14 protein-coding genes and 1 tRNA gene are annotated in these 17,908 nt (G+C 74.1%); 1 reads left to right on the top strand and 14 read right to left on the bottom strand.

The genetic code is table 11. The features are described from left to right. Positions 1 to 137: 137 nt before the first annotated feature. From ACIBAI_RS16245 to ACIBAI_RS16230, 4 genes are read right to left on the bottom strand one after another with little or no spacing between them, the layout of a single operon-like run. Positions 138 to 1,496: a GH1 family beta-glucosidase gene (locus ACIBAI_RS16245; protein WP_399034647.1), complete on the bottom strand. Its 1,359-nt coding sequence runs from the start codon at positions 1,494 to 1,496 to the stop codon at positions 138 to 140. Positions 1,497 to 1,525: 29 nt separating this feature from the next. Further along, positions 1,526 to 2,365 carry a carbohydrate ABC transporter permease gene (locus ACIBAI_RS16240; protein WP_344599960.1) on the bottom strand — a complete coding sequence of 280 codons (840 nt, stop codon included), beginning with the start codon at positions 2,363 to 2,365 and terminating at the stop codon, positions 1,526 to 1,528. Between the two features lie 17 nt (positions 2,366 to 2,382). Next, positions 2,383 to 3,372 carry a sugar ABC transporter permease gene (locus tag ACIBAI_RS16235; protein WP_344599961.1) on the bottom strand — a complete coding sequence of 330 codons (990 nt, stop codon included), beginning with the start codon at positions 3,370 to 3,372 and terminating at the stop codon, positions 2,383 to 2,385. A 5-nt stretch (positions 3,373 to 3,377) separates the two neighbouring features. Continuing rightward, positions 3,378 to 4,694 carry an ABC transporter substrate-binding protein gene (locus ACIBAI_RS16230; RefSeq protein ID WP_399034645.1) on the bottom strand — a complete coding sequence of 439 codons (1,317 nt, stop codon included), beginning with the start codon at positions 4,692 to 4,694 and terminating at the stop codon, positions 3,378 to 3,380. Between the two features lie 220 nt (positions 4,695 to 4,914). Between ACIBAI_RS16230 and ACIBAI_RS16225 the strand changes: the two genes are divergently transcribed. Further along, positions 4,915 to 6,711 (top strand): coagulation factor 5/8 type domain-containing protein, encoded by a 1,797-nt coding sequence (locus ACIBAI_RS16225; RefSeq protein WP_399034643.1) that lies wholly within the window; start codon positions 4,915 to 4,917, stop codon positions 6,709 to 6,711. A gap of 298 nt (positions 6,712 to 7,009) precedes the next feature. On the opposite strand, the gene ACIBAI_RS16220 is transcribed toward ACIBAI_RS16225, so the two are convergent. The 10 genes from ACIBAI_RS16220 to ACIBAI_RS16175 all read right to left on the bottom strand — a co-directional run bounded on the left by ACIBAI_RS16220 (position 7,010) and on the right by ACIBAI_RS16175 (position 17,900). Continuing rightward, positions 7,010 to 7,097, bottom strand: a tRNA-Leu gene (locus ACIBAI_RS16220). A gap of 307 nt (positions 7,098 to 7,404) precedes the next feature. Continuing rightward, complete coding sequence (locus ACIBAI_RS16215) at positions 7,405 to 8,604, bottom strand: sugar phosphate isomerase/epimerase family protein (protein ID WP_399034745.1); 1,200 nt, start codon at positions 8,602 to 8,604, stop codon at positions 7,405 to 7,407. A gap of 118 nt (positions 8,605 to 8,722) precedes the next feature. Then, on the bottom strand, positions 8,723 to 10,111 hold the full coding sequence (locus ACIBAI_RS16210) for a nucleotide pyrophosphatase/phosphodiesterase family protein (RefSeq protein ID WP_399034640.1): 1,389 nt from the start codon (positions 10,109 to 10,111) through the stop codon (positions 8,723 to 8,725). Beyond that, on the bottom strand, positions 10,108 to 11,310 hold the full coding sequence (eboE, locus tag ACIBAI_RS16205; protein ID WP_399034638.1) for a metabolite traffic protein EboE: 1,203 nt from the start codon (positions 11,308 to 11,310) through the stop codon (positions 10,108 to 10,110). The genes ACIBAI_RS16210 and eboE overlap by 4 nt, the downstream gene beginning before the upstream one ends. 3 nt (positions 11,311 to 11,313) lie before the next feature. Further along, positions 11,314 to 12,207, bottom strand: a complete 894-nt coding sequence (locus ACIBAI_RS16200) for a TatD family hydrolase (RefSeq protein ID WP_399034636.1) — start codon at positions 12,205 to 12,207, stop codon at positions 11,314 to 11,316. Beyond that, positions 12,207 to 12,941, bottom strand: a complete 735-nt coding sequence (locus ACIBAI_RS16195; protein ID WP_399034634.1) for an EboA domain-containing protein — start codon at positions 12,939 to 12,941, stop codon at positions 12,207 to 12,209. The genes ACIBAI_RS16200 and ACIBAI_RS16195 overlap by 1 nt, the downstream gene beginning before the upstream one ends. Then, the gene (locus ACIBAI_RS16190) at positions 12,938 to 14,020 is read right to left on the bottom strand and encodes a sugar phosphate isomerase/epimerase family protein (RefSeq protein ID WP_399034632.1); all 1,083 of its coding nucleotides are present in this window, start codon (positions 14,018 to 14,020) and stop codon (positions 12,938 to 12,940) included. The genes ACIBAI_RS16195 and ACIBAI_RS16190 overlap by 4 nt, the downstream gene beginning before the upstream one ends. Beyond that, positions 14,017 to 15,117, bottom strand: coding sequence for an SCO3242 family prenyltransferase (locus ACIBAI_RS16185; protein WP_399034630.1), 1,101 nt, complete (start codon positions 15,115 to 15,117; stop codon positions 14,017 to 14,019). Before ACIBAI_RS16185 ends, ACIBAI_RS16190 begins: the two co-directional genes overlap by 4 nt. Further along, positions 15,114 to 16,316: an inositol-3-phosphate synthase gene (locus tag ACIBAI_RS16180; protein ID WP_399034628.1), complete on the bottom strand. Its 1,203-nt coding sequence runs from the start codon at positions 16,314 to 16,316 to the stop codon at positions 15,114 to 15,116. The genes ACIBAI_RS16185 and ACIBAI_RS16180 overlap by 4 nt, the downstream gene beginning before the upstream one ends. Positions 16,317 to 16,544: 228 nt before the next feature. Next, positions 16,545 to 17,900 (bottom strand): ThuA domain-containing protein, encoded by a 1,356-nt coding sequence (locus ACIBAI_RS16175; protein ID WP_399034626.1) that lies wholly within the window; start codon positions 17,898 to 17,900, stop codon positions 16,545 to 16,547. Positions 17,901 to 17,908: the final 8 nt, after the last annotated feature.

Raw genomic sequence — 17,908 nt, 5'->3', positions numbered from 1 at the left:
GTGCGCCGTGCCCGCCTGCCCATGGCTCTCACGTGCTCATGGCACTCGCCTGCCGCGGCGCTCGGCGGTGCCCCGGCGGCGGCCCGGTGGGGCGCGGGGGTCCCGTCCCCGCGCTTCCCACCGGGCCACCGCGGTCCTCAGGCAGCGCGCCGGACCTGGCCCCGGTGGGCGCGGATGATGTCCGCGTACCGGTGGCCGGCGCCCTTGACGGTGCGGGTCTGGGTGGCGTAGTCGACGTGGACCAGGCCGAACCGCTTGTCGTAGCCGTACGCCCACTCGAAGTTGTCCAGCAGCGACCAGGCGAAGTAGCCGGCCAGCGGCGCGCCCCTGCGGGCGGCCGAGGCGCAGGCCGCCAGGTGCCGCACCAGGTAGTCCTGGCGCTCGGGGTCGTCGACGGTGCCGTCGGGGCGGACCACGTCGGGGAAGGCGGAGCCGTTCTCGGTGACGTACAGCCGGCGCGCCCCGTACTCCTCGGTCAGGCGCAGCAGCAGCGTCTCGATGCCGCTCGCGTCGATCTCCCAGTCCATGCCGGTGCGCGGGACGCCGGGGCGCCGGACCGTGCGGACGTGTGGGGCCGGGCCGGCGGGGTCGTCGGCGACGGTCTGCGGGAAGTAGTAGTTCAGGCCGAGCCAGTCCAGCGGGGCCGCGATGGTCTCCAGGTCGCCCGGCTTCTCCGGGAGGTCGACGCCGTACACCTCGCGCATGTCGGCGGGGAAGCCGCGGCCGTGCACCGGGTCCAGCCACCAGCGGTTGGTGTGGCCGTCCATGCGGCGGGCGGCCTCGACGTCCTCCGGGCGCCCGCTCGCGGCGTGGACGGTGGAGAGGTTGTTGACGATGCCGACCTGCGCGCCGGGGGCGGCGGCGCGGATCGCCCGGGCGCCGAGGCCGTGGGCGAGCAGCAGGTGGTAGGAGGCGCGGACGGCGGCGGTCAGGTCGGTCCAGCCGGGGGCCATCGTGCCCTCCAGGTGGCCGATCCACGCCGAGCACAGCGGCTCGTTGAGGGTGGCCCAGTGGGTGACGCGGTCGCCGAGGCGTTCGGCGACGACGGAGGCGTACGCGGCGAAGTGCTCGGCGGTGGCGCGCTCCGGCCAGCCGCCGCGGTCCTGCAGGGCCTGCGGCAGGTCCCAGTGGTAGAGGGTGACGGACGGGGTGATGCCCGCCTCCAGCAGGCCGTCGATCAGCCGGTCGTAGAAGGCGAGGCCCTTGGGGTTGGGCGGGCCGTCGCCGCCGGGGACGACCCTGGGCCAGGCGATCGACAGGCGGTAGGCGTTGGTGCCGAGCCGGCGCATCAGGTCGATGTCCTCGCGCCAGCGGTGGTAGTGGTCGCAGGCGACGTCGCCGTGGTCGCCGCCGGCGGTCTTGCCGGGGGTGTGCGAGAAGGTGTCCCAGATCGACGGTGCGCGGCCGTCCTCCGCCACGGCCCCCTCGATCTGGTACGCCGAGGTGGCCGTGCCCCACAGGAAGTCGTGCGGGAGTGCGGCGTAGTCGATGGTCACGTGAGTCCCTTCGGGGCGGGGGGAGCCGGTCACTTGACGGCTCCGGCGGTCAGTCCGGCGACGAGGTAGCGCTGCAGCAGCAGGAAACCCGCGACCACGGGGACGCTCACCACGAGCGAGGCGGCCATGATCTGGTTCCAGTACACGTCGTTGAGCGTGGAGTAGCCCTGGAGGCCGACGGCGAGCGTGCGGGTGGTGTCGTTGGTCATCACCGAGGCGAACAGCACTTCGCCCCAGGCGGTCATGAAGGCGTACACGGCGACCGCGACGATGCCGGGGACCGCGGCCGGTACGACGACCTTGAACAGGGCGCGCAGCGGGCCGCAGCCGTCCACCAGCGCCGCCTCGTCCAGGTCGCGCGGCACCGAGTCGAAGTAGCCGATCAGCATCCAGATCGAGAACGGCAGGGAGAAGGTGAGGTAGGTGAGGATCAGGCCGCCGCGCGAGCCGAACAGGGCGATGCCGGTGGCGTTGCCGATGTTGACGTAGATGAGGAAGAGCGGCAGCAGGAAGAGGATGCCGGGGAACATCTGCGTCGACAGCACGGTGACCGTGAAGACGCGCTTGCCGGGGAAGTCGTGGCGGCTGACCGCGTAGGCGGAGAAGACCGCGATCACCACCGAGCAGACGGTCGCGGCGCCCGCCACGATCAGGGAGTTCACGAAGTACTTCGCGAGCGGGACGGTGGACCAGATGTCGATGTACGGGCGGATCGTCAGCTCGCTGGGCAGCCAGCGGAACTCGCCCGTGACGTCCGCGAGCGGCTTCAGCGAGCTGGAGACCATGACGTACACCGGCAGCAGGACGAAGCCGGTGAGCAGGGTGAGGAAGATCCGCCGGGACCACAGGAAGGAGCGGGGCGGGGCCATCGGGGACCGGGGCGGTTTCACGGGGCGGTCCTCCGTCCGCGGGAGGTGAGCACGAGGTAGACGCCCGTCACGACGAGCAGGAAGAGCAACAGCAGCACGGACATCGCCGAGCCGGTGCCGAAGTTCCAGGTGACGAAGGACGCCTGGTAGATGTGGACCGAGATGAGGTCCGCGGCCTCCGGGGCGGTCCTGCCGAACAGGACGTACGGGGTGTTGAAGTCGTTGAACGTCCACAGGAACAGGACCAGGACCAGCACCTGGTTGACCGGGCGCAGCGACGGCAGGGTGATGCGGCGGATCTGCTGCCACGTCCCGGCGCCGTCCAGGGCCGCGGCCTCGTACAGCTCCCGGGGGATGTTCTGCAGGCCGGCCATGACGATGAGGAAGGCGAACGGCCAGCCCTTCCAGACCGACACCGTCAGCAGCGCGACGAAGCTGTTGTCGCCGATCAGCCAGAAGGCCGGCTTGTCGGTGAGGCCGAGCTGCTCGTGCAGGACGTGGTTCACCAGGCCGTTGTCGTGCTGGAACATGAACACCCAGGTGATGACGGCCGCGTAGACCGGCAGCGCGTACGGCACCAGGAACAGGGCGCGCAGCAGGCCCCGGCCGCGGAAGGTGTCCTGCATGCAGACCGCGGCGGCGGTGCCGATCAGCCAGCACAGGCCGACCGACAGCAGGGTGAAGGCGACGGTGACGAGGAAGGAGTGCAGCAGGGCCTCGCCGACGGGGGCGTCGAAGTCCACCGACACCCGGTAGTTGTCGAGGGCGGCCCAGGGGGCGGCGCCCCAGTCGCGGATGTAGAACTGGGTGAGCTGCTTGAAGCTCATCACGATGCCGATCACCATCGGCACCAGGTGGACCAGGAGTTCCAGCAGCAGGGCGGGCAGGAGCAGCAGGTAGGGCAGGCCGACGCGGCGGATCCGCCCGGTGCGGCGGCGGGGGCCGCGCGCCGCACCGGGGGAGCTCTTGCGGACCGGCGGCCCGGCGGTCTCGACGGTGGCGGTCATCGTGCTCACTTCGCCGGCATCTGCTGCTGCGCCTTGCCGAGCCGGGCCTTGACGGACTCGGCGGTGACCGGGCGTCCGGCGGCGGCGTCGGCGAACAGCTCCTTGATCGCCGTGCCGACGGCCGTCTCGAACTGCGACTCGTCGGCGACCTGCGGCAGCGCGACCGCGCTCTTGGCGAGGGTGTCCTTCAGCACGGCGTTGGCCGGGGTGTCGAAGGCGGGGTCCGCCTGGGCGGACTCGACCGGCGGGATGGTGCTGTAGGCCTTGTTGAGGATCTTCTGCTCGGCGTCGCTCGTCATGAACTTCACGAACTCGGTGGCGCCGTCGAGGTTGTCGGTGTTCTTGAAGACGGCCAGGTTGATGCCCGCGACCATCGAGTTGGCCTGCCTGCCGGGGCCCGGCGTGCCGGACTGCACGGGCACGGGCGCGACGCCGTAGGCGTCCTCGCTCATGCCCTGGGACTTGAGGTTGGCGGACGCGGACTGCCACAGCAGCATCGCGGTCCTGCCCTTGGCGAAGTCGCTCACCGACTGGTTCTGCGCGTACTCGGCGTTGCCCGGCGCGATGACCTCGTCCTCGGCCATCAGGTCGACGTACTGCTCGACCGCGGCGACCACCCCGTCGTCGGTGAAGTCGGGCCTGCCGTCGGCGGTGAAGAAGTCGGCGCCGTGCTGCTTGGCGAAGACGAAGGCGTGGTGGACGTTCTCCGAGGGGTTGGACCCCTCGGCGCCCAGGCCCCACCTGCCGTCCTTCGACAGCTTCTTCCCGGCCGCGACCAGCTCGTCCCAGGTGGCCGGCGGCTCGGCGATGCCGGCGTCGGCGAACATCCGCTTGTTGTAGTAGAGCGCGTACGCCATCGAGTACAGCGGCACCGCGGCCGGGTCCTCGCCCCGCGCGCCGGTGGAGGCGAGCGCGGAGTCCACGAAGCGGTCCCGGCCGCCGATCTTGTCGAAGTTCTTCTCGTCCCAGGGCAGCAGCGCCCCGGTGGCCTGCAGCGAGGCGCTCCAGGTGTTGCCGATGTTCAGCACGTCGGGGCCCTGGCCGGAGGTGGTCGCGGTCAGGATCCGGTTCAGCAGGTCCGACCAGGGCACGACCTCCAGCTTCACCTCGATCCCGGTCTGCTTCTCGAACTTGTCGAGCTCCGGCTGGAGGACCTTCTTGTCGGCCTCGACGCTGGCCCCCTGGTTGGAGGCCCAGTAGGTCAGGGTCCTGGGCGAGTCGTCGGACCCGCCGCCGGTGGGCGAACCACCGCCGCAGGCCGAGGCGGCGAGGGCGAGAGACAGGGTGACGGCGCCGGTGGCCGCGGCTCGGATGCTGCGCATGGCTCCTGGAGTCCCTTCCGGGAGACACGGGAAGTGCCTCATGGCTTAATTTAGGACGTGAGTTAAACCCCGATGGATGGGCCCGTCAAGGGTTTGGACACGCTCATCGAACTTGGTCGCAGCTCTTGACGCATTCGTTTCGCGGATGAACCATTCAGCGGCGAGAGAGCGCTCCCCTCACCCCCACCTCGTTCACTTCCTGAACCAGGAGAGCCGCCCCATGCCTTCCGACTCCCCGTCCTCCCGGCTGCCCTCGCTCGGCCGCCGCACCGTCCTCGGCGCCGCAGCCGCCGCCTCCGCCTCCGCCGTCGCGGGACTCTCCGCCACGCCGGCGTCCGCCGCCGCCCCGGCCCGGGGACGTCCGCGCGCCCTGCCCGGCGGCGGCGACCTCGGCCCGAACGTGCTGGTCTTCGACCCGTCCACGCCGAACATCCAGGCCAAGCTGGACGAGATCTTCCGGCAGCAGGAATCCGCGCAGTTCGGCACCGGCCGCTGGGCGCTGCTGTTCAAGCCCGGCACCTACCACGGGCTCAACGCCCAGATCGGCTTCTACACCTCCATCGCCGGCCTCGGCCTGTCCCCCGACGACACCACCATCAACGGCGACGTCACGGTCGACGCGGGCTGGTTCGGCGGCAACGCCACGCAGAACTTCTGGCGCTCGGCGGAGAACCTGGCCGTCGTCCCGGTCAACGGCACCAACCGCTGGGCGGTCTCCCAGGCGGCCCCGTTCCGCCGGATGCACGTGCGCGGCAACCTCAACCTCGCCCCGGCCGGCTACGGCTGGTCCAGCGGCGGCTACATCGCCGACAGCCGCGTCGACGGGCAGGTCCAGCCCTACTCGCAGCAGCAGTGGTACACCCGCGACAGCGCGATCGGCGGCTGGCTCAACGGCGTGTGGAACATGGTGTTCTCCGGCGTCGAGGGCGCCCCCGCACAGGGCTTCCCCGACCCGCCGTACACCACGCTCGACACCACCCCGGTCTCCCGGGAGAAGCCCTTCCTGTACGTCGACGGCGACCAGTTCCGCGTCTTCCTGCCGGAGAAGCGCACCAACGCCCGCGGCGTCTCCTGGGGCAACGGCACCCCCCGGGGCACCTCCCTGCCGCTGACGCGGTTCTACGTCGCCAGACCCGGCGTGTCGGCGGCCACGCTCAACCAGGCGCTCGCCCAGGGCCTGCACCTGCTGCTGACGCCGGGCATCTACCACGTCGACCAGCCGATCCGGGTCGACCGCCCGGACACGGTGGTCCTCGGCCTCGGCTACGCGACGATCATCCCCGACAACGGTGTGACCGCGCTGAAGGTCGCCGACGTCGACGGCGTACGGCTGGCCGGGTTCCTGATCGACGCCGGGCCGGTCAACTCCGCGACGCTGCTGGAGGTCGGCCCGCGGGGCGCCGCGCGCGACCACTCCGCCAACCCGACCACCGTGCAGGACGTGTTCATCCGGATCGGCGGGGCGGGCGCGGGCAAGGCCACCACCAGCATGGTGATCAACAGCCGCCACACCATCGTCGACCACACCTGGGTCTGGCGCGCCGACCACGGCGACGGCGTCGGCTGGGAGACCAACCGGGCCGACTACGGCGTCGTCGTCAACGGCCACGACGTGCTGGCCACCGGCCTGTTCGTGGAGCACTTCAACAAGTACGACGTGCAGTGGTTCGGCGAGCGCGGCCGCACCATCTTCTTCCAGAACGAGAAGGCCTACGACGCCCCGAACCAGGCCGCGATCCAGAACGGCCCGATCCGGGGCTACGCCGCCTACAAGGTCGGCGACGGCGTGACCGCGCACGAGGGCTGGGGCCTGGGCAGCTACTGCTACTACAACGTCGACCCGACGATCGTGCAGCACCACGGCTTCGCCGCGCCGGTCCGGCCCGGGGTGCGCTTCCACGGCCTGCTGGTGGTCTCGCTGGGCGGCAACGGACAGTACGCGCACGTCATCAACGACACGGGCGCGCCGACGTCGGGCACGTCGACGGTGCCGTCGACGGTGGTGTCGTTCCCCTGAGGGGTTCGCCCGAGGCGTTCCCCGGCGCCCGCCCGCCGGGGCGGACCGAGGACCGTACGGCCTGACGGCCGGGTGCCGCGGGCGGCTCCTTCCTGGGACGGGAGGGGGCCGCCCGCGGCGCTGCCGCGTTGGCGCCGCCGTGACCGGCACGGGAGGCGCGCCGCCGGGTGCGGGCGGTGCGTGAGCTGGTGGTGGGCGCGGGGAAGGCCGCCGAGGGCGCTCCGTCCTTCCGGCCGGCGACACGCAATGCCTCGCGGAGCGCATGCGAAAGGGACCCTTGGTCGACAAGGGTCCCTGTTGGTGTCCGAGGGGGGACTTGAACCCCCACGCCCGATAAAGGGCACTAGCACCTCAAGCTAGCGCGTCTGCCATTCCGCCACCCGGACAAGGTGTCCGCCGCTCTGCCGGGGTGTTCCCCCCGCGGCGACAGGAACAACCATACCAAGCTTTCGCAGTGCCTTTCACCTGCGTTTCCGTGCTCCGGGTGGCGGTCCGCGGCCGGGCCTCGCGGGCCGTCGTCCGGGGTACTGCGGGTGTCCGGTCGATCACCCGTGCGTCTTCGTGCCGCGGCACGGTCCGGTGGTCCGGAAAGGCACCGGGCGGCCGCTCGCCCGTCGGCCCCCGGCGCCGCGCGGACCGGCGGCCGGGCGGTCCTCCCCCGCTGCGGGAGGGCCGCCCGGTCCGCGGTCCGGGTCAGCGCCGCCGCTTGCGCAGGGCCGCCAGGTTGTCGTAGCTGATCTTGGCTTCCCGCAGCGACTGCGCGGGGTCGGTGGCGCTCGGGGAGTTGTCGTCCTCGATCATCGGGTTGTGGTAGTTGCGCTGCCCGACCCGTGAGAAGAACGCCGTGTAGTCGATGACGCCGGTGCCGAACGGCACCATCTCGTAGCCCATGCCGTTGGTCGTGCTGACCACGCCGTCCTTGGCGTGGAACAGCGGGTAGCGCTTGTTGTTGCGGGCGACCAGGCCGGCCGGGTCGAACACGCTCCTGCGGGTGGAGCCGTCGTGCGCGGTGTAGGTGTGGAACTTGTACTGCGCGACGTGCGCCCAGAAGATGTCCATCTCCAGCCAGACGGCCTTCGGGTCGGTGACCTGGAGGAAGTACTCCAGCTTCCGGATGCCCGAGCTGCGGGTCGGCCGGCCCTGGTCGTCCAGCGGGCCGCCGTCGAGCAGGAAGCCGTAGGCGCTGTCGTGGTTGTGGGTGTAGAGCTTGATGCCCTCGCGCCGGGCGATCGCGCCGAGCGCGTTCCACTTGTCCGCCGCCACGTCCCAGTCGGCGCGGTAGGAGCTTGCGGTGGGGTCGCCGCCGGTGCCCATGTGGTCCATGCCGAGGATGTTGGCGATCTCCAGGTTCTTCTTGAAGGTGTCCAGGTCCTCCCTGGTCAGCGGCCAGGAGGACGGGATGAAACCGTGGTTGCCCTGGGCGCGCAGGCCGTGGTCGTCGAGCCAGGAGCGCAGCAGCCTGGCGCCCTCGACGGTGCCCAGGTCGGCGCCGCCGGGCGCGTTCGCGTGCTGGCGGTACCCGGCGAACTCCACCTGGCGGTAGCCGTGGCGGGCCAGCTGCTTGAGCACCTCGCGGAAGCCGGAGGGCAGGTCGCTGGCGAGGGGGTCGCGGCCGGTCGCGTCGCGCACGGTGTAGAGGATGATGCCGCGCTTGTGCGGCGGGACGAGGACCTGCCCGTCCCGTCCGTGTTCGTGGCCGGTGTCCGCGCCGCCGTCCCGGGCCAGGGCGGGGGCGGCGCCGAAGACGGGGGCCGCGACGGCTCCGGCCGCCACGGCGGTGCAGGTGCCGAGGAAGCGGCGCCGGTCCACGCCGAGGGTGCGGCGCAGGGCCTCATCGGGTCTGCCGCCCGCGGCGGCGTCGGGGCGCGGGGTGTCGGGAAACTCGGGGAACAGGGTCACGGGTGCCTGCCTTCCGGGTCGTGGCCGGGTCCGGTGGCGCCGGATCCGGCCGCTGTCAGTGCCGTGTGTTTCACTCTCCGTAGCCGGTTCTCGCGGCTCGTCGGCCTGCGTGTCAGCCGAGTCCGGCGAGGCGGAGCAGCAGTGATTTCACGTCGGTGGCCGCGACGCGGTCGCCGACGGCGCGGGGGGTGGAGCAGATGAGGAGCGGACCGTCGTCGTCGCTCGCGGGTAGGCGGCCGTGGCTGCCGCGAATAGGTGAGGGGTCCAGGGGCACGACCGCCATGCGGTAGCGCATGCCGAGTTTCTTGCGGGCCAGGGCGGTGGCCGCCTTGACCTTGACGTAGGGGTCGAGCGGGTCCATGAACAGCTCGACCGGGTCGTAGCCGGGTTTGCGGTGGATCTCGACGAGCTGCGCGAAGTCGGGCGCGCGGGCGTCGTCGAGCCAGTAGTAGTACGTGAACCAGGCGTCCGGCTCCGCCACGGCGACCAGTTCGCCGGCGCGTGGATGGTCGAGGTGGTGGGCCTTCTTGCCCCGGTCGTCGAGGAGCTGCTCGATGCCGGGCAGGCCGTCGAGGGCGGCCCGGGCGGCGTCGAGGTCCTCCGGGCGGCGCACGTAGACGTGGGCGATCTGGTGGTCGGCGACCGCGAAGGCGCGGGACGCCATCGGGTCGAGGTACTCCATGCCGTCCTGGGTGTGCACCTCCAGCAGGCCGGCGCGGCGCAGGGCGCGGTTGATGTCGACGGGCCGGCTGACGCGGGTGATGCCGTACTCGGACAGGGCGACCACCGTGCGGCCCTCGGCGCGTGCGTCGTCCAGGAGCGGGGCGAGGGCCGCGTCGAGGTCGGTGGCCGCCTTCCGGGAGCGCGGGTCGTCGGGGCCGAAGCGCTGCAGGTCGTAGTCGAGATGGGGGAGGTAGCAGAGGGTCAGGTCGGGGTGGCGGGTGCGCAGGACGTATCGGGTGGCGTCGATGATCCACCGGCTGGAGACCAGGTCGGCGCCGGGTCCCCAGAAGTGGAAGAGGGGGAAGGTGCCGAACTCCCGGGTGAGTTCGTCGTGCAGGGCCGGGGGGCGGGTGTAGCAGTCGGGTTCCTTGCGGCCGTCGGAGTAGTAGACCGGGCGGGGGGTGACGGTGATGTCGGTGTCGGCGCCCATGGCGTACCACCAGCAGATGTTGGCGACCGTGTAGCCGGGGCGGGCGCGGCGGGCGGCGTCCCAGAGCTTGTCGCCGGCGACGAGTCCGTTGTGCTGGCGCCACAGCAGGACGTCGCCGAGCTCGCGGAAGTACCAGCCGTTGCCGACGATGCCGTGCTCGGACGGGTGGGTGCCGGTCAGGAACGTGGACTGGGCGGCGCAGGTGACGGCGGGCAGCACGGTGCCGAGCGGGGCGTGGGAGCCGGACCGGGCCAGGGCCCTCAGGTGCGGCATGTGGTCGAGCAGGCGGGGGGTGAGGCCGACGACGTCCAGGACGAGGAGCGGGGTCGGCCCTTCGGGTCGGGTCATGGCAGTTCCTTCAGACCGAGGTCCGTCAGCAGGTCGCGGGCGAGGGCGAGTTCGGCGGCGATGCCGTCGGCGAGCTGGGCGCGGGCGCGGGGCCGCAGCTCGGGCGGGAGGGCCTGCCAGGTGTAGGTCTCGACCTCCAGGTGGCGGGTGAGCGGGTGCGGGCCGCCGACGAGCCGGGTCAGCGCGGCCTTGAGGACGGGGAGCGTGGAGGTGAGGGGCGCGGCGGGGGCCGCGTGCAGCGGGACGTGGAAGTGGGCGCGCCAGGGCGCCGTGTCGGGCAGGGCGCCGCCGGCGAGGGCCTCGTCGAGGTCGTCGGTGCCGAGCAGGCCGGCGGCGGGCCCCTCCCCCGCGCGGACGGGGCCGGGCGGGGGGCAGGCGCGGGTCTGGTGCAGGAAGCGGGGTTCGGCGAAGGCGGCGAGCGCGGCGCGGACCTCGGGGCGGTGGGGGTGTTCGGCGTGCAGGGCGGCGGACAGCTGCGACTTGACGACGGGGACGCGGGCGTCGGCGAGGGCGTCCAGCGCGGTGTGCGGGTCCTCGAAGGAGGTGGCGAGGTGGCAGGTGTCGACGCAGACGCCGATGCGGTCGTGGGCGATCGCGGTCAGCGGGGCGAGGGCGTCGGCGGTGGTCTCGACGACACAGCCGGGTTCCGGTTCCAGGCCGACGCGGATGGAGCGCCCGGTGAGGTCGTGCAGGGCGTCGAGGCGTTCGGCGAGGGTGGTGAGCGCGGCGCGGGCCCGGTCGGCGCGGGCGTCGTCGTAGGCGGTGCGCCAGGCCAGCGGCAGGGTGGAGATGCTGCCCTCGGTGACGTCGTCGGGCAGGAGTCCGGCGAGGACGCGGGCCAGGGCGGTGGTGTGGCCGAGCCGTTCCGGGTCGGCCCAGTCCGGCCGGTAGACGCGGTACTTGACCTCCTCGGCGCCGAAGCCCTCGTAGGGGAAGCCGTTGAGGGTGACGACCTCCAGGCCGCGCCGGTCGAGTTCGCCGCGCAGGCCGCGCAGCGCGGCCGGGTCGGTGACCAGGGCGCGGGCGGCGTCGCGGGCGAGCCACAGGCCGATGCCGAGGCGGTCGCGGCCGAGGCGGCGGCGGACGGGCTCGCAGTGGTCGCGGAGCTGGGCGAGGACGCCGTCGAGGGTTTCGGCGGGGTGGACGTTGGTGCAGTAGGCGAGGTGGACCGTGGAGCCGTCGGGGTGGCGGAAGCGCATGGTTCACACCTCCGCGGCCGGGACGCGGACCGGCTCGTGCCCGTCGTCCTTCGGGGCGCCGCGGAGGATGGAGTTGCCCTCGTGGGTGGGTTCCGGGGCGGGCACGTCGAGGACGAGCCGGCCGCTGAGCCCGTAGAAGGCGACGGGGTTGCGCCACAGCACCCGGTCGACGTCGTCCTCGGTGAAGCCCTCGGCGAGCATCAGGTCGGCGACCCGGCGGGTCTTGAGGGGGTCGCTCCTGCCCCAGTCGGCGGCGGAGTTGACCAGTACCCGCTCAAGTCCGTGGGCGCGCAGGATCGCGACCATCCGCTCCTCGTCCATCTTGGTGTCGGGATAGACGGAGAAGCCCAGCCAGCAGCCGCTGTCGCGGGCCTCCTTCACGGTCGTCTCGTTGAGGTGGTCGACCAGGACCCGGTCCGGGGGCAGGGCGGACTCGCGGACGACGTCGAGGGTGCGGCGCAGGCCGGTGAGCTTGTCGCGGTGCGGGGTGTGCACCAGGGCGGGCAGGCCGTGGTCGGCGGCGAGCTGGAGCTGGGCGGCCAGGGCGGTGTCCTCGGCGGGCGTCATCGAGTCGTAGCCGATCTCGCCGACGGCGACGACCCGGTCCTTGACGAGGTAGCGGGGCAGTTCGTCCAGGACGGGGGCACAGCGCGGGTCGTTGGCCTCCTTGGGGTTGAGGGCGAGCGTGCAGTGGTGGGCGATGCCGTACTGGGCGGCGCGGAAGGGCTCCCAGCCGAGGAGGGAGTCGAAGTAGTCGAGGAAGGAGGCGGGCGAGGTGCGGGGCTGGCCGAGCCAGAAGGAGGGCTCGACGACCGCGCGGACGCCGGCGGCGTACATGGCCTCGTAGTCGTCGGTGGTCCGCGACGTCATGTGGATGTGGGGGTCGAAGATGCGCATCAGGACTCCTTGCCGTGGGGGTCGTCCGTGCGGTGCGGCGGGGCCGGCGGGGCGCCGGTCCGGGTCAGGGCCAGGACGCGGTCCAGGTCCTCGGGGACGGGACGGCCCGCGGCGGTGCGTTCGGCGGCGTAGTCGCCGAGCATGCGGGCGAGTTCGGCGTCGCCGTGGGCGCGCCGGGGCAGGTCCGCCACGTGGTCGACGCCGACGCCGGTGAACAGGCACTTGAGCACGGCGTGGCGCCAGGTGTGGGGGTCGAGGTGCCGGGCGGCGTAGGGGCCGACGGCGGCGGCGAGGAGCCGGGTGTCGTTGGTGCGCAGGGCGTCCTCGACGAGGGGGAGGGCGTCGGGGCCGGGCACCAGGTGGGGCAGGGCGTGCAGGACGGCGCGGCGTTCGTCGGCGGTGCCCTGGACGTAGACCCGGGTCAGGGCGTCGGCGTCGGCCCGGGCCGCGTGCAGGACGAGGACGCGGGCGGCGTCGGCGTGGGCGGGGCCGCAGCGGCGGCCGGCCTCGGCGAGGCGCAGCTCCCACACGGCGAGGGGGCCGCGGCCGCCGGGGTGGGCGGCCGCCTCGTCCAGGGCCTGGTCGAGCCAGGCGCGGGCGGCTCCGTCGAGGCGGGTGGCGAGGTGGGCGCGCAGGGTGTCGAGGGGGGCGGTCCCGGGGTTCGGGGTGCCGCCGTCGGCCGTCGTTCCGCCGGTGGCCGCGGTGGTCGCCGGGGTGGTGCGGGGACGGGTCATGGGGTGCTCCCTTCCGGGGTGGCGGGTGCGGCGGGGCGCGGGGCCGGGCGGGGGACGTCCGGGGGGCGGGAGCCGCCCGGTGGCGCCGGGCCCGCGCCGGGCCCGCGGTCCCCGGTGGCCCGGGCGGGGGCGGCGGTGGTCGCCGCGCGGCGGAGGAAGGGGAGGGAGCGCTCGGCGAAGCGGGGGCCCGCGTGGGAGTGGCGGGGCAGTTCGACGACGGTCAGACCCTGGTAGCCGGTGGCGGCGAGGGCCGCGAGGACGGGCGGGAAGTCGATCTCGCCGTCTCCGAAGGGGAGGTGTTCGTGGACGCCGCGGCGCATGTCCTCGATCTGGACGTGCCGCAGCCAGGGGGCGGCGGCGCGTACGCAGTCGGCGGGCGGGAGGGGTTCGAGGCACTGGCAGTGGCCGATGTCGAGGGTGAGGCCGAGGGCGCCGGGGTCGCCGAGGGCGTGGCGCAGGCGGTGGAAGTCGTCGAGGGTGGCGAGGAGGTGGCCCGGTTCGGGTTCGACGGCGAGGGGGACGCCGGCGGCGGTGGCGGCGTCCAGGACCGGTGCGAGCGCCTCGGCGAGGCGTTTCCAGGCCGTGTCCGGGTCGGTGTCGGCGGGGACGGTGCCGCTGAAGCAGTGGACGGCGTGGGCCCCGAGGTCGGCGGCGACCCGGACGGCGCGCAGCAGCAGGCCGGCGCGGCGGGCCCGGTCGTCGGGGTCCGGGTCCAGGAGGGAGGGGCCGTGTTTGCGGCGCGGGTCGAGCACGTAGCGGGCGCCGGTCTCGACGGTGACGCCCAGGCCGAGCGCCTGGAGCCGGTGCGCGACCCGGCGGGTGCGGGCGGCGAGGTCCGGGGCGAGCGGGTCGAGGTGCATGTGGTCGAGGGTGAGACCGACCCCGTCGTAGCCGAGGTCGGCGAGGAGGGCGAGGGCGTCGTCGAGGCGGAGGTCGGTGAGGCCGTTGGTGCCGTAGCCGAAGCGGAGGGGGGCGGCGCCGGGGTGTCGGGGGGCTCCCGGGGAGCCGGCCGGGCCGGCCGGGGCCGTGGGGAGCGGTTCCGGGCTCGTGCGGTCCGGGCTCGTGCGGTCCGGGCTCATGTGATGCTCACCTTCCTCGCGAACTTCCGTCCGGCCGGGGCGAGGGCCGCGATCAGCAGGGCGGCGACCGGGGCCCCGGAGCGGGCGGTGAGGGCGGCCTGGAGGGGGATCGTGGCGCGGATGCCGCCGCCGACCGCTCGCTGGATGAGCGGGGGCGACGGGTTGAGGGCGGCGTGGAAGCAGGGGCGGGCGGCCGTCACGGCGTAGGCGGCGCCGAGAGCGGCGGTGGCGGCCGCGCCGCCTCGGCCGCCCGGCGCCCGCGCCGTGTCCCCCCGCCCCGCCGCGCGCCGTGCGCGGCCCCGGGTCAGGAGGCCGGTGAGCAGGGCGGTCGTGGCCAGGGCCGACAGGGGCGCCAGGGGCGAGCCGCCGCGGGTCTCGTCGCGGGAGACGGTCGTCACCGCGAGGGTGTGGGTGCCGAGCAGAGCGGCGGAGGGCAGCGCCGGCCGGGCGCGGCCGGTGGTGGCCGCCGCGCCGAGGAGCAGGTCGAGTCCGCGGGCCGCGGCCATGGCCGCGGGTCCGGCGGGCGTGTGCTTCAGGGTGAGGTCGTACGCCCAGACGGTCGCCGCTAGGGGGGCGGCGACGGCGAGGGCGGGACGGCCGGCGCGGGCGGCCAGGGCCAGTCCGGCGCCGGTGAGGGCGCAGGCCGCCGTGAGGGCGGCGGCCGGCCGGACGCGGCCGGAGGGGAGGGGCCGGTGCGGGCGCTCGACGGCGTCCTCCGCGCGGTCCGCCCAGTCGTTGAGGGCCATGCCGGCTTGGTACAGGCAGAGGGAGGAGCCGACGGCCAGCAGCGTGCGGGCAGTGGGGCGGGCGCCGGTCGCGGCGGCGCCCGCGAGCGCGTCGCCGGGGACGGTGAACAGCGCGGGCAGGCGCAGCAGTTCGGCCCAGGCGCGCCCGGTTCCCCGGCCGCGCCCGGTTCCGGGCCCGCCGGGTGCGGGATCTCCCGCTCGGCCGGACCCGGGGCGGGGCGCGGGGCCCGGCGGCCGGGACGGGTCCGCCGCGGCGGCCGGGGCGGGCGTCCCCGCCCCCGTCGCTCCGGGCCCGGCCCCCTGGGGACGCCTGCCGGCTCGTTCCCGCCGCACCGCCGCTCCCCGCCTCATCGCCGCTCCCCGCCGCGGTCCGTGCCTGCCGGACCGCCGTCGCCGCGCCCGCTCGCCGCTCCCCCGCCGTCCCGCAGCCGTCCCGCGAACCCCCGCAGCGCCTCGTACTGCTCCGCGAGCCCTGCGGGTCCGTCCCCCGCCGGGTCCTTGAAGTAGAAGCCGAGGTCGCCGAGCGGGCCGGACAGGCCGGCCTCGTGGGCGCGGGCGGTCAGGCGGGCGAGGTCGAGGACCAGGGGGGCGGCCAGGGCCGAGTCGCAGCCCTGCCAGATGGTCTGGAGGATCATGCGGGCGCCGAGGAAGCCGTCGAAGGCGATGTGGTCCCACGCGGTCTTCCAGTCGCCGAGCGCGGGGACGTCGTCGATGTGGACCTCGCCCTGGGGGGTCGTGCCGAGGGTGTCGGCGAGGACCCGTTCCTTGCCCGCGTTCTTGGCCGCCGCGGCGGCCGGGTCGGCCAGGGCGGCGCCGTCGCCGCCGCCCAGCAGGTTCGTGCCGGACCAGGCCCGCACGGCGAGCGCCCGCTGCGCGAACATGGGGCCCAGCACCGACCTGAGCAGCGTCTGGCCGGTCTTGCCGTCGCGGCCCGCGTACGGCAGGCCGGACGCGGCGGCCAGCGGGGCCAGGGCCGGGTGGTCGAGGCCGGTCGACGGGGTGAAGTTGACGTAGGGGCAGCCGGCGCGCAGGGCGGCCGCCGCGTACAGCGAGCTCGGCGGGAGCGCGCGCCCGGTGGCGGTGGGCTCGGTGGAGGCCACGTTCACCACCACCGTCCGCGCCGCCCCCAGGCGCCGTGCGAAGTCCCGGATGTCCGCGGCGAAGGCGGCGATCAGCTCCTCCTCGCCGCGGGTGTCGCCGGGCAGGGGGCCGCCGGGGCGGATCTCGCGGTCGGCGGCGGCCAGTTCGGCGCGGACCGCCGCGGGGAGGCCGGGGGGCAGTACGCCGCCCGCCGCCAGGGCCTCCGCCCGTTTGGGCAGGGGGCAGTCGAGGGTGTCGTGGCCGCCGAAGACCAGGGACGACAGGGCCGGCAGGCCGCTGCCGGCGAAGACGGGCGTCTCGGTCACCATGCCCGTCGGCGGGTGCAGGCCCGCCGACACGGCGGCGCAGCCCGCCACGACGGTGGTGGCGACGGAGCCGCGCGCTCCGATCAGCCACACCCCCACACGGGAACCGGAGTCCGAAGGGGAACCTGGACGGGACGCGGACATGGGCAGCCTCCTTGTCGACGTCGCCGAATGCGACGTACGTGCGTGGACTCCACAGAGACGGCGGGAAGACCGGGGACAGCGGGAAGACGGGGACAACGGGAGGGCCGGGAACGGCGGGAAGCGGGGACGGGCGGGAGGACCGGGGACGGCGACGGGCCCCCGGGGGCCGGCGGCGGGACGGGCGGGATGACGGCGGGCGGGGGTCCGGCGTCCCCCGCCCGCCGCCGCTCAGTCGCCCTGGACGGGCAGTTCCTTGATCCGGACGTTCCGGAAGGACACCCGGTCCTCGGCTCCGTGGTTCTGGATGCCGATGTGTCCGTCGGCCAGGCTCCGGGCCGGGTCGGTGTTGGTGAAATCGTTGATCTTCACGCCGTTGAGCCAGACGCGGAGCCGTTCGCCCTCCACGCGGATCTCGTACGTGTTCCACTCCCCCGGCGGGTTCAGCGCGCGGTCGCGCTTGTTCAGGTCGGCGGATTGGAAGCCGTAGACGGACCCGGTGGTGCGCTCGGGGACGTCCGTGGCGTCGATCTGGATCTCGTAGCCGTTGTCCACCGCCGACCACGGGTCGTCCGAGGGCGGGAAGCCCACGAACACCCCCGAGTTGTCGTCGCCGGACTCGCTCGCCATCCTCCAGTCGAGCTTCAGGGAGTAGGACGTGAAGCTCTTCGCGGCGTACCAGAGCAGGCCCATGCCGCCCGACGAGGTGATCGTGCCGTCGTCGTCCGACGTGAACGAGCCGGGGCCCGCCTGCCGCCAGCCGTCCAGGGAGGCGCCGTCCAGGAGCGGGCGGTAGCCGTTCTCCGGCCGGCAGTCGGCCTGGGCGTCGCCGACGGCCCAGCGGATGCCGCCCAGCAGGTGCTGCCGGAAGGCGGGGTCGGCGTAGGACTCCTTGGTGTGGCCGCCGCCGGTGTAGAAGGCGCGGCCGCCCCGGTACTCCTGGCACCAGGCGATCGGGTGGTCGCCGTGCATGGTGCCGCCGGTGTACGACGACTCGTCGAGCGAGGCGAGGACGTGGGCCCGCTCCCGCGGGTTGGAGCGGTAGTTGTACCACTCGTCGGTGCGGTTCCAGGTCCGGGCCAGGCCGGCGGTCGCCGGGTGGGCGCGGTCCTCGACGTCCACGGTGGCCGGCTGGATCGCCGGGTGGGACTGGAAGTAGGCGCCGGCCAGGCCGCCGTAGAACTCCCAGTCGTACTCGGTGTCGGCCGCGGCGTGCACGCCGACGTAGGCGCCGCCGCCGCGGATGTAGCCCTCGAAGGCGCGCTGCTGCGCGGCGTCGAGGACGTCACCCGTGGTGGACATGAACACGACGGCGGCGTAGCGCCGCAGGTTGCGCTGGGTGAACGCGCCCGCGTCCTCGGTGGCGTCGACCCTGAAGCCGCCCGCCTGGCCGAGCTGCTTCACCGTGGCGACGCCCTCGGGGATCGAGTCGTGGCGGAAACCGGCCGTCTTGGAGAAGACCAGCACCCGCTTCCCGGCGGTCCTGCCGCCCTCGTCCCCGGCCTGCGAGGCGGCCGTCCCCGAGACGGTGCCCAGGAGCAGGGCGGCGCCCACGGCGGCGGTCGTCACTCGTCCGGTCGCACGCATGGTGCCAC

It is taken from the genome of Streptomyces sp. NPDC051041 (assembly GCF_044456065.1).
Classification (GTDB): domain Bacteria; phylum Actinomycetota; class Actinomycetes; order Streptomycetales; family Streptomycetaceae; genus Streptomyces; species Streptomyces glaucus.
Note: the sequence above shows the minus strand (reverse complement) of the source record. Positions and strands in the feature narration are given on the sequence as shown.